The organism is Paenibacillus sp. 01T422 (genome assembly GCF_056398785.1).
On sequence record NZ_JBFTQB010000072.1, the window covers coordinates 1 to 12,354 of the forward strand.

General features: G+C 44.6%; 7 protein-coding genes and 2 pseudogenes. 6 read left to right on the plus strand and 3 right to left on the minus strand.

The window, feature by feature from the left end; all coding sequences use genetic code 11:
- Nucleotides 1-430 precede the first annotated feature (430 nt).
- The gene (locus AC1DUA_RS06090; RefSeq protein ID WP_477498873.1) at nt 431-6,070 is read left to right on the plus strand and encodes an S-layer homology domain-containing protein; all 5,640 of its coding nucleotides are present in this window, start codon (nt 431-433) and stop codon (nt 6,068-6,070) included.
- 442 nt (nt 6,071-6,512) lie between these two features.
- On the opposite strand, the gene AC1DUA_RS06095 is transcribed toward AC1DUA_RS06090, so the two are convergent.
- Entirely contained in the window at nt 6,513-7,091 is a 579-nt protein-coding gene (locus AC1DUA_RS06095) for a TetR/AcrR family transcriptional regulator (protein WP_477498874.1), read from the minus strand.
- Nucleotides 7,092-7,265: 174 nt separating this feature from the next.
- Here AC1DUA_RS06095 and AC1DUA_RS06100 point away from each other — a divergent pair, with 174 nt between their 5' ends.
- Complete coding sequence (locus AC1DUA_RS06100; RefSeq protein WP_477498875.1) at nt 7,266-8,006, plus strand: SDR family oxidoreductase; 741 nt, start codon at nt 7,266-7,268, stop codon at nt 8,004-8,006.
- A 157-nt stretch (nt 8,007-8,163) separates the two neighbouring features.
- Here AC1DUA_RS06100 and AC1DUA_RS06105 read toward each other — a convergent pair.
- A pseudogene (locus AC1DUA_RS06105) lies at nt 8,164-8,373 on the minus strand (NAD(P)-dependent oxidoreductase); the annotation flags it as partial.
- A gap of 74 nt (nt 8,374-8,447) precedes the next feature.
- Entirely contained in the window at nt 8,448-8,852 is a 405-nt protein-coding gene (locus AC1DUA_RS06110) for an Rrf2 family transcriptional regulator (protein WP_477498876.1), read from the minus strand.
- Nucleotides 8,853-9,121: 269 nt separating this feature from the next.
- Between AC1DUA_RS06110 and AC1DUA_RS06115 the strand changes: the two genes are divergently transcribed.
- From AC1DUA_RS06115 to AC1DUA_RS06130, 4 genes and pseudogenes are all read left to right on the plus strand, one after another.
- Nucleotides 9,122-9,814: a response regulator transcription factor gene (locus tag AC1DUA_RS06115; RefSeq protein ID WP_477498877.1), complete on the plus strand. Its 693-nt coding sequence runs from the start codon at nt 9,122-9,124 to the stop codon at nt 9,812-9,814.
- Nucleotides 9,807-10,894, plus strand: a pseudogene (locus tag AC1DUA_RS06120) (sensor histidine kinase). Before AC1DUA_RS06115 ends, AC1DUA_RS06120 begins: the two are co-directional and overlap by 8 nt.
- 118 nt (nt 10,895-11,012) lie before the next feature.
- Entirely contained in the window at nt 11,013-11,876 is an 864-nt protein-coding gene (locus AC1DUA_RS06125) for a carbohydrate ABC transporter permease (protein ID WP_477498878.1), read from the plus strand.
- A 57-nt stretch (nt 11,877-11,933) separates the two neighbouring features.
- Nucleotides 11,934-12,354 (plus strand): ABC transporter permease family protein (locus tag AC1DUA_RS06130; protein ID WP_477498879.1); only part of this gene is annotated, 421 nt, incomplete at its 3' end.

Here is a 12,354-nt window from a genome sequence, read left to right on the forward strand (position 1 = left end):
GGCTAAATGTATACAGATTTATTAGTTCTTATATAGATTACAAGGCTTAATAGAATCGTGATTAAAATTCTCTGTCGTCGCATATGATAGCGTTTTATTGAAAATATAATGGGATAGTTTCACATTTATTGGAAGCGCTTTATTCATATATTTAGGAAACTAATCTTCTAATTTTGCATAATAAGCAATAATTTAATGCAAGTTTGCGTGAAAAACGCTATTTATTTTACAAAATCAACATGTTTCTTTCCTTCAATTGTATTGAATGAGGCCTTATTAAGTCGTATAGTACCGTATTGTAAAAAGTATAGTTAGGAGGGAAAAAGAAGTAGGAAAGCGTAATACTCATTCAGATTAAGCGCTATATCTTTATTCATGTTTTGTGAGTTAGCCGTTAGTAACCGTCTTATACGATTGAAGGGAGAGTTGTATGAAAAGAATCATTAGTAACAAAAAAATTCCTGCGATGTTGCTGGCACTCGCTACGGTACTGAATTTATCAGGCGTTGGCGCTTTGACGGCCCATGCAGCTCCGCCGGGCGACGCAAACGTACTGAAAAGTGAGAAACTTTCCACTGGCGTCCACTTTACTTCGGAGGAATACAGTAACTACTATAAACCGAACAATCGAGTAGTCGTTAACCGTCTGGATATTAAACCGAACGATCCGAACACGAGGATCATCACTGCCAAGGCGTACGATACCATCAGTGCCGTGGAAACAATCGGTGATCAGGCAAACCGGGAAATTTTGAAAGGCAATCAAGTCATCGCTGGAGTCGACGGCGATTTCTACGATATCGATCCGGCATCCGGAAATCCGCTAGGGTTAATGATGAAGGACGGCGAGCTGATTGTAAGCCAGATGCCAGGCGATAACGATCGCACCAGTTTTTATATCGATAGCGCAAATAAGCCCGCAATAAAAGATGTTCATGCGGAAGGTAAATTCACGGTTACGGGGAACGTCTACGATGTAAACCTGCTTAACCGAAACCAGGCCGTCAATAACGCTTTAGTCATCCATACGAGCAAAATTACGAAAACGCGTAAAATGACGCATAACTACGTTACGGACAAAGGTAAGTCCGTGTTCGCGTTGATCCGCGTCGACAACAATTTCGACGGCGTTCATCCGGGGCAAAATTACACGGGTACCGTCGTTAACGTAACGTCGACGGAAGGCTTCGATATTCCCGACGACTCCGTCGTTCTGGAAGGCGTAGGCACGTCGAAATCGATGGTCCAGGCGTTGCAGGCTAACACCAAAGTTAGCTTTAAATACGATTTATACGCAGGCAAAGACGATCAGAACAAATATATCATGAACAACAATATCGTGACTTCGATCACCTCTAACGCTTGGCTTGTACGTGACGGCGTAGCGGTGACGACMGGTGATCCGGCCGCTAACGCGCGTACGGCATTAGGCATGAAGGCAGACGGAAGCCTTGTCGTGGTAACCGTAGACAAACCAAGCACAAGTTATACGGGGAGCATTGGAACAGGTCTCCCCGATCTTGGGAAATATTTATTAGAAGCGGGAGCCGTCAATGCGCTTAATCTGGATGGCGGCGGTTCGACGGAGATGATCGTACGCCAAGCAGGCAGCGATCGTCCGGTAACCATAAGCCATCCTGGCGATGTCAATGGCTCGAGACTCGTTTCCAGCTCCTTGTTATTCGTCAGCACGGCGACGAAAGGCACGACGGTCGGCGACGTGGTCGTCGATAAGAACGTGACGCTCTACACCGGCTCGAAATACGATTTCACCTATCGTTTGGCGGATGAATTCGGCAATCCGATCTCCAGCGGCAACAGTCCCGCAACTTGGGCATCGACTATTGGAAGTGTCGACCCGAACGGCCATTATATCGCGAATAGCGGAATCGGCGCGGGAGAGGTCTCCGCGACCGTTGACAACGTGAAGGGAAGCGCGAAAGTGTCGGTCGTGGACGCCGTGGCTACCCTTGCTTTGACGAGCACCAACGTGGTTATGAACAATAACACGAAAAAGCAGTTCGGATTTGTCGCTACCGATGCAACCGGGGGGCAGGTTTACATCGACCCCTCCGTGGCAACGTGGAGCCTTTCCGGCAGTATCGGTACCGTGAACGAGAGCGGTTTGGTTACTTCGGGCGACAGCAATGGAACGGCAACGCTTACGGTAACGGTTGCGGGTAAGACCTTAACAACACAAGTTACGGTCGGTATCAAAGAGCAGGTCATCGACAATTTCGAGACGTACCCGATCGAAGGTTACCATCTAAGCGGAATCGGTTTTAATAATATCGCCCAATATGCGGGAAGTGCAGGAACAAGCCCGTACTTGAGCATCTCGACGGCGGTTAAGCACTCGGGAAGCAAAAGCTTTAAAATGGATTATGATCTTAGCATGTGGACAAACAAAAATTCGAACGGAACGCTGAACTGGATCCCGCACTGGTATAAGGGCGCGAAATGGTCCGATTCTCTTGCGGATCAAATGCTTTCCACGTATAAGACCGAAGTTTATCCGAAGAAATTCGGAATGTGGGTATACGGGGACGGCAAAGCTCCTTGGTTAAGGGCGATATTTAGAGATTCATCCGGCGGCGCGGATAAAACGCTCGACCTAACAACGGAAACGGACGACATCAATTGGGTTGGCTGGAAATACTTAGAAGTTCCTTTCCCTGAAGGCTGGAAGTTACCGATTACGCTTAACTATGTGTATATGGTTGAGACAACAAAATCGAAGCCAGCATATTCCGGATCAGTCTATTTCGATGATATGAAATTTATTTATACGGACGAGGTTACGGATACTAGCGGTCCGGAGTTTACCGAGACAAGTCCTTCGTCGGATGGCTTGTTCAGTAGTACCCTTGATTTCTCGACTACGATTACCGATAGTCTCTCTGGGGTAGATGAGAACAAAATAACGGTTAAAATCAATGACGTGGATTATAGGGATTACACTTACGATAAAACCACAGGTCGTCTTAGCTTCAAGTTGGAAAATCTAACCCAAGGGGATTACAGAGTATTCGTAGACGCCTACGACAAAGCGTTAACCCCCAACGAATCAGTTCCATATATCGACAAAACGTATCATGTGGATTTGACACCGGACGAGGAAGCTCCGACGATGACAGACGTAACGCCTACGAAGGACGTTAAGGTCAAAATTCCGACGCCGAGGGTCACATTCAAGCTATTGGACAGCAAATCGCAAGTCGATACAGAGAGCATCTCCGTTAGGATGAATAATATCGAACTGCCTGTGTATTACGACGCCAACACGGGTTGGGGATATGCCGAACCGACAAGCGACTTGGCGAATGGCGATTATGCCTTAAGAATCAATGCTCGGGATAAAGCCGGGAACGCCATGCCGACTTATAAGGATCAATTGTCTCTGGCCTCGATCCCGCAACCGCAAGATGGAGATAACTTCAAAATCTCGCTTATTCCGGATACGCAAGGCAACGCGTTTACCGATAAATTGTTCGCTAAGGTTGCAGCGGATGATACTTCGTTAGTCATGCACATGGGCGATATCGTGGATGACGGTTCCCAACTGCAATACGATCAAGCGTCGGGCTTCGTCAACAAGTATTTCGGGGACCCAGGTTCTAAACCGTTTTTCGTATTGGCGGGTAATCATGAATCGTTCCAGAATACCTTGGATATCTACTATAAAAAATTCGGTTCCCCGACAATGCATTTCGACTATGGGAATACGCTGATCATCATGTTGAACTCGGCATACATCCAAAGTCTTACCTTGTCGGATTCCACACAGTTCCATTGGTTGGAAGAAGTTCTGAAGAAGAATACGAAGAAAAACGTTATCGTTCTTGACCATGTGATTACGCGCGACGCATTCGGCACCAAGCATGAAATGGATCCGAAGGACGCAGCGAAATACGAGTCTATTCTAAGCGATTATAAGCTCGAGCATCCGGACACGGATATCTACAGCATTTTCGGACATTTGCATACTCTTCAAAACTGGGAAGTCGGCGGAGTCAAATACATCATTACGGGTAACGGCGCCGACAAGACGTACCTCCCGCATAGCGATGGAGATTTGCTGGGCACAGGTAAGATGACGGTTTCGGGCGGCAAAATGGTGTACACCTTCGACCCTCTCTTGACGAAGGTTTACATTCATAACGACGCGATTATCTCGGGTAAAATGAACACTGTCATCGGATCCCAAGTCCAAATGGATTTGTTCGGGGACTTCAGAGAGTATCCTGCTAATTACTTGACTCAAATCAATAACCGCAAATTAGTTGGGATTGACTGGAAATCCAGCGACGAAGACATAGCTTCCGTGGATGAAAATGGTGTTGTAACTTCAAAGTCTTCCGGTACGGCAATCATTACGGCAACATCCGGAGGAAAGAGCAATTCTATTTCGGTTGAGACGGTTAAGCCGACAGACGTCCAACCGGTCAAGCTCGATTTGTCTGTTCCTGCAGAAACTGAAGTTGGCGATACGTTCATCCCGACGATTAAAGCGACCAACGCTTACGGCGTGGCTTACGCCATTGATGCGAAGGACGCTACCTTCAGCTTCAAGAACGGAAAGGCACACATGCAAGAAGATGGAGTTATCATCGCAGATGCCGAAGGCGACGAAGAAATTACGGTTACATTTAGCGGTTTGAATGCAACGGCCATCGCGAAAATCGTTGCTAAACCGGTTACGCCTCCAGCTCCAGGAAAACCAGTCAAGATCGAGATGTCCGTTGATCCATCTGTTGAACTTGGTAAACAAGTCATTCCAATGATTAAAGGAACCGATGCTTACGGTACAGTTTCTGAGATTGATAGGAAAGACGTCGTTTTCAGCTTCAAGAATGGATTCATCGTTCAAGAAAATGGCATGTTGATTGCGAAAGCAGTAGGAGAAGATGAAATTACTGCTACATTAGATGGTTTAACAGCTGTGGCAAAAGTAACAATTGTACCGAAGGTTGTCATCCCGGAACATGAGGATCATGGCAATGGAGGGTCTATTCCTGCAGCACCTCCCGTTGGCGGAAAAGATGAGACTGACCAAGTCGATTTATCTAAGGATAGTGTTGTATCTTCCAATCTTTTCGCTGATCTTAGTAAAGTAAAAGGCGGGACGAAGACATTTCTAGGCAGTGATTACAAATGGACTGTTCGTTCGGAGGACCTCACGAATCCGACAGGTTCAGATCATTTTGACTTAGGCGTCAGTCTCGTAAATCTTGCTCCTGTTGGGAAGATTGCGACTCCGGTTCAAGTGAGTACAAGTAAAGTCGTGTTAGGTCTTTCCCTTAATCAACAAGGTGCATTGCCAGGGAAAATGACGCTAGAAACGAAAGCGGGCATAGAGCAAGCTGGCAAAAAATTGTTCTTCTATGCCGTGAATGCTGCCGATGTATCTCCTGTGCTCATCTCTGAAGTTACCGTAGATGAAAATGGAGAAGTTGCGATTCCATTCACAACGTCAACAGCAGCCGAGTATATGTTGACAACGCAAAAAATTTTTGATTTCAAAGATGCTGATGAGCACTGGGCAAAATCGGATATTTATTATCTGACTGGCAAAGACATTATCAGCGGAGTAAGCGACAATCAGTTCTCTCCGAATAATGAGATTACGCGTGGCGAATTTGTAAAACTTATCGCAGGTGCCGCTGGTGTGGATGTATCCGCCTATACGAACAGCACATTCGCAGATGTTAAGTCTACCGATTGGTATGCGCCGTACGTTGCATGGGCAGAGAAAAATAAAGTAGTCAATGGGATCGACGCAGAATCCTTTGCTCCAAATGCGAACATCTCCAGGGAACAAATGGCTGTTATCCTTATCCGATTAACCAATCTCGTTGGATATAAGTTGGAAAGCAACGTAACTCCGAATCAGTTCGGGGACGAAGCGAGTATTTCCTCTTATGCTGTTGAAGCGGTGAAATTCGCACAACAAGCCGGGATTATTAACGGATTGCCGAACAACCAATTTGCACCTGCTAAGAGTGCAACTAGAGCTGAAGCAGCTAAGATGCTAGCGACGTTGCTCAAAGCAATGGAAAAGAAAAATTAAGAAATGCATGTTTGAAGGAATGAATGGACAAAACGATCGCTCTCAGGAGCGATCGTTTTGCATTTGTACACGATTAAACGGAAGAGTCATCCGTTGAAGCGGGAAGGTGCAATCTATGAGACTGGTGAGTTTTGGTATTTAAAAGGAACTGTAGTCCGCTATTTTCCTGAAAAAAAACATTTTCTACGGTAGGGGGAACTACGTTCCGCTATTTCGCCAATTCTAGCTGAAAAGCACGCCATGACGGGCAAATAAGATCCTGTAGTTCCGTTCAATAGTGGAAATAGCTGGTTTTTTCTTCAAAATAAAGGACTACAGTTCCGTGAGAGAAGCAGTAGATGAATTCCCTCTGTTAGCTAACGCTAAAAGGGCCGTCCGTAGCAGATTCTTTCTCATTTTACCGGATGTTACTTATGACATTATGTTGCATGAAACATACGAATCAATGACTGCTGTAAACTTGATTATTATCAAATAAGTTCCTAACCTGATCGGCCATGAATTGTGTGGAGTGCGGCATTTGATGACGTATCCACCACTCGACAATGCCAATAAAAGCAGAGCTCATGAATTGGGCTTTTAACTCAAGATCGATATCGGAGTGATCGTCCGGTCTTTGCATTTTAAGCATCAGATTGACGGAAATAAAATTCAGTAGTTGTTCCCGGAATACAAAGGCTCTTTGATTGGAAAACATGGCAGAGAAGAACGCGAAATTATCACGAAAAAAATCAAAAATCGGTTTGGGCTCCTGCATCGTCCCGTAGCTAACCGTATTGTCCTCCCGTTTCTTGCAGAGCGAAATCAGTTCGTTGATGTGATCTTCAATGCAATGATCCAGAAGGTCGTATTTGTCACTATAATGCAGATAAATGGTGCCTCGGTTAACATTGGCGCGCTCTGCGATTTCATTGATGGTGATTTGTTCAAAATCTTTTTCCGAGAATAGCTCCAGAAATGACTTGGTTATGGATTGCTTGGTTCTGAGTATGCGACGGTCCGTTTTAACAGTGGTTTCCAAATGATGAGGTACCTCCTTCCGATAATCAACAATAGTGAGCGTTGTGTTGCATATCTAACAAATACGCATCAATCAACCATTGAGTAATCGGGGCTTCTGTCTATAATATTAATCAACGGCCGTTAAATATTCAACACGTGTTTATAAAAAAAGTCTATGAAGGAGTGTTTAACGATGGAAAACATACAAGGTAAAGTGGTCATTATTACGRGAGCATCCAGTGGAATAGGTGAAGCTACAGCGAAGTTGTTGGCGCAAAATGGCGCAAAGGTGGTATTGGCAGCTAGAAGAGAGGAACGTCTGCATGCAATTGTTGCTGAAATCAAACAGGGTGGCGGCGAGGCTGTTTCTGTAAAAGCGGATGTCGCTTCTGCTGAAGATATGCAGCAATTGGCCAAGTTTGCCCTGAGTGCATATGGCCGAATTGATGTGTTGGTGAACAATGCGGGCGTCATGCCGAGTTCCAGGCTGAATGAATTAAGAGTAGGAGAGTGGGATCAAATGATCGATGTGAATATCAAAGGTGTTTTATACGGTATCGCAGCGGTGCTCCCTACCATGAGGGAACAGCAGGCCGGACATATCATCAATCTGTCCTCTACTTCCGGTTATCAAGTCTCACCGACATCAGCGGTATACGCGGCTACCAAGTTCGCCGTTAGAGCCATTTCGGAAGGACTACGACTTGAAGAATCTGCGGCTTCGAATATCAGATCTACTGTAATTGCTCCAGGTCTGACGAAAACTGAGCTATTTGACAGCATTACGAGCCCTGAAGTGCAGGCGATAGCCGGTCAAATAAGCGGCTTGGGGATTTCACCTAACAGCATTGCTAGAGCCATCGCATTTGCTATTAATGAACCCGATGACACGCTTATCAGCGAAATTATGGTTAGGCCTACAGCGTTAGCTTGACCATATCCAAGCAAGTCGATTCATCAAAGAGAGGCTGCCGACAAGAAACTATCGGCAGCCTGCTTGCTTTTTACAATTACTTGGATACAACGGTGAATCTTTGATTGATGTGTTTAGGATTTTCAATCAAAGGGTCTTTTCCAGCTGTATATTCACCAGCAGAGTTGAAGGCATTGACCACAACATCATAAGGTTTTAAATCGTCGGCTGTGAGCTCAAAAAGATTCTTTTCTACGACATGTACATTGGTTTCTTGTACTTTGGATACACTTCTAGCAAAGGCAGTTACTTCATGTCCTCGTAAGAGGGCTTCCTTCATAATTAGATGTCCTGCTTTTCCTGTTGCTCCGATAATGGCGATTTTCATTGTTTTTTCCTCTTAAAATGTGTTGGATATTCTGTAATAGTTATTGTTACAACATAGCCGAAAAAAAGCCTGTATTATTTAAAAATATGATAAATAACATCTTGAAGTGTTTTATTTCTAAGCTCATTCTCCATGGCCAATTTAACACTTTCAAAAGTTATATCCAAGGTCTGTTGAATTTCCCTGCCTACCGTACAATTCGGATTGGGATTATCATGAATATTGAAAATCTCCGACTCCAGTTGGACGGATTTATAAATATCATATAAGCTGATTTCGCTTGGACTTTTGGTTAATGCAAACCCGGCAACGCCCACTCTTGAAGATATCAATCCAGACTTTTTCAACATGCTGGTTATTCTTCTAATAACAACTGGATTCGTTGAGACACTTCCTGCAATCATGTCGGAAGAAGCCTTAGGGTCCGATTGAACTAAAGACAGAATATGAATAGCAACGGAAAGACGTGTGTTAACCATGAATATCACCTCAGTAGGTGTCATAATGAAAGAATGAGGTACTTTCCATTCGACACGTTTACCCTATTATAGCAGATAAATTAGCTTCTAGCTTCTCCACTGTCATGGCACCGCCGCCAATTTTATTTGTGTGCTTTTGTCATAAAGAATTTAAGAAAGATTTAATTTTTAGCCCCATATCTTTTTAAATAAATTTCCTTATCCTTGAGTAAGCTGCAGGCCATAGCTGCTATTGGACAAGTGAAAATTTATAGGGGTGGGAATGAAGGATGTCGATTACCATTTTGATAGCTGATGATGAGACGGAGATTGCCGATCTTATCGAGCTTCATTTAGAGAAAGAAGGCTACCGATGCCTGAAAGCAGCTGACGGTCAGGCGGCTATAGCTGCCTGTGACGCGCATGTCATTGATTTGGCGATTTTGGATATTATGATGCCTAAACGGGATGGTTATGAAGTAACCAGGCTGATTCGAGAGAAGCATCAATTCCCTATCATTTTTTTAAGCGCCAAAACGTCCGATCTCGACAAGATTGCGGGATTGGTAAGAGGAGCGGATGATTATGTCACCAAGCCATTCAACCCGATGGAGTTGGTAGCGCGAGTCAACGCGCAGTTGAGGCGATCAAAGCAATTCAATTTATCGACGCAAACGGCTAGACCCATTTTGGAGGCCGGTGGATTGTTCATCTATCCCGAAGAACGTACTGTTTTTTTATACGGCCAACCCATTGAATTAACTCCGAAAGAGTTTGATATTTTATATCTGCTAGCCCTGCATCCCAAGAAGGTTTTCAGCTCGGAACATATCTTCGAACAAGTGTGGCGTGAGACCTACTATGAGGGCAGCAATACAGTCATGGTGCATATTCGCTCTCTGCGGAAAAAGCTGGAGGAAGACATGCATAAAACCAAACGGATTAAAACCGTCTGGGGGGTGGGGTACTCATTCCATGGCTAACATGTTCCGCAGCTTTCGATTTGGAATGATTTTATGGTTTGGTTTAAGCATGTCTATATCAGCGGTGATCACCTACATCCTTTTTAAAGTCCTTCAATCCTACTACTACACGACCAAGTACGAGAATCCATTAACGAAAGTGCGTTATTTCATAAGAGATATAGGGGATATCAATTTTTTTCTGCTCATCTTTCTTCCTCTCTCGTTTTATTTTTTCTATCTTTTCACGAAACGATATGCGACCTATTTTCATGTCATATCCAATGGAATTAACCAACTGGCGAAAGGTGATTTCAACCGCCGTATTCGCCTGTCCTCCAATGATGAATTCGGAGATGTGGCGAGAGATATTAATCGGGCAAGCGAGAAGCTGCAGCAAGYGATGGAAAGGGGCGATTTTGCGGAAACCAGCAAGGAGCAATTGGTACTGAATTTGGCTCATGATTTGCGTACGCCTCTGACTTCTGTGATCGGTTATCTGGATTTCATCCTTCAATCGGATGGGCTAACGGGGGATCAAACGAATCACTATACGCGCATTGCTTACACGAAAGCACAACGATTGGAAAAATTGATTGACGAGCTTTTCGAAATCGCTCGAATGAACTATGGCAGGCTTCCTCTCGAAACAAGAACGATCGATCTCAACGAGCTTCTCACCCAATTAACCGAGGAATTATTCCCTGTCGTATCTAAAAAAACTTAACAGTCAGAATGAATATAACTCCGCATTTGCTTGTTTGGGGTGACGGAGATCTGCTGGCACGCGTATTTGAAAATATTCTGACGAATGCCATTCGCTATGGCGCAGATGGGCAGTTTATCGATATTCTTGGCCATTCGGACGGTGGAGAGGCAGTGATCCAAGTGGTCAATTATGGAGATTGTATTCCGCAGGAGGAGCTGCCGCATCTCTTCGATATGTTTTTTACGGGGGATATGGCTCGAACGCATGAAGAAGGCGGCTCCGGGTTAGGCCTGTTCATCGTGAAGAATATCGTAGAGCAGCATCATGGCACCATTACAGTTCAAAGCAATTTAATTCGTACGCTATTTGAAGTACGTATCCCCCAACGTTGACATCGCCAATTACCAAGGCGGTGTTTTTTTCTGTCAAGACTTTAGAAAAACTTTAAGTTTTACCCTGCTTTTTTTTAAACAGTTCATCTTAATCTACATGTAAGAGAGGAGGGAACAGATGATAGGGTTCCGTAAGGATGCTTCAGTGGCATGGATGTTTCTTGCGCCGAGCAGTATCGGATTTGCGCTATTCTACCTGATTCCGTTTGCCATGGGATTGTACAATTCTTTCATGGACGGTACGGTAGATAGTCGCTTTGTGGGATTGGATAATTACCGCGCGCTGCTTGCAAGCGACTCCTTCCGAAAGGCAGCTTTCAATACGTTATATTTCAGTGTTGTTAGTGTTCCGCTCATGCTTGTGCTTTCGCTTAGCTTGGCGATGTTGTTAAACCAAAATATTTATTTTCGCAATTGGCTTCGTATGGCTTATGTGCTGCCGCTTGTCRTTYCTGTTGCTTCGATCCTGCTTATCTGGGAGATTTTATTGGACTGGAACGGCTCTTTGAATGCCTGGTTGAGCAGCTACGGGATCGCACGTGTGGATTGGATGAAGACTGATGATGCCCGAGCGGTCATCATTGTTGTGTATATATGGAAGAACATCGGCTATAACGTGATTCTTTTCTTGGCGGGACTTCAGCAAATTCCGAAGGATTATTACGAAACCGCCAAAATCGAAGGAGCTGGGCGCTTACGGCAGTTTGGCAGTATTACGATGGTCTATCTAACATCCACTGTATTTTTTGTAGTCATCATGTCGATCATTAATTCGTTTAAAGTATTCCGGGAAACGTACCTGATTGCAGGTGATTATCCGCATGACAGTATTTATATGCTGCAGCATTATATGAACAACATGTTCACATCGTTGGATATTCAGAAGCTGACTGCATCGGCGATTTTGATGGCCGGCTGTATCCTTCTGATCGTCATAGGCATGTTTATGCTAGAGCGCCGGTATCGGCAGTTTATGGAATAGGGGGAAGAAGTCGTGCTTGTTGCTGGTATCCTGCGAAAAATTACGTTAACGATTGTTATGGCCGTCATAGCATTCGTGTGTTTATTTCCAATTGTTATTACTTTCACCAATTCATTAATGACAGCCCACGAAATCAGCATCAATTACAGCTCTATTGGGCAGATGAACAAAGCAGCTCGTTTCGTGAATATAAAATTACTCCCGGATCAAGTGACCTTGGAACAGTATGGCAAGGTGTTGGTCAGCAGCCCTAGATATTTGGAAATGTTCTGGAATTCGGCTTTTATGGTCGTACCGATCATCGCAGGCCAGACCATGGTAGCATCGCTTGCCGCTTATGCCTTCTCCAAGCTGCGATTTCGCGGGCGAGAGCCCCTGTTTCTCGTATATGTCTTTACGATGCTGATGCCGTTTCAAGTGACGCTGGTGCCCAATTATATGATGGCGGATAAGCTGGGGCTTTTGAACAGTCCGAGTG

Bases quoted from the DNA above. Each gene is read 5' to 3' on its own strand.
- AC1DUA_RS06115 (WP_477498877.1), top strand. From the start codon at position 9,122: ATGTCGATTACCATTTTGATAGCTGATGATGAGACGGAGATTGCCGAT.
- AC1DUA_RS06110 (WP_477498876.1), bottom strand. From the start codon at position 8,852: ATGGTTAACACACGTCTTTCCGTTGCTATTCATATTCTGTCTTTAGTT.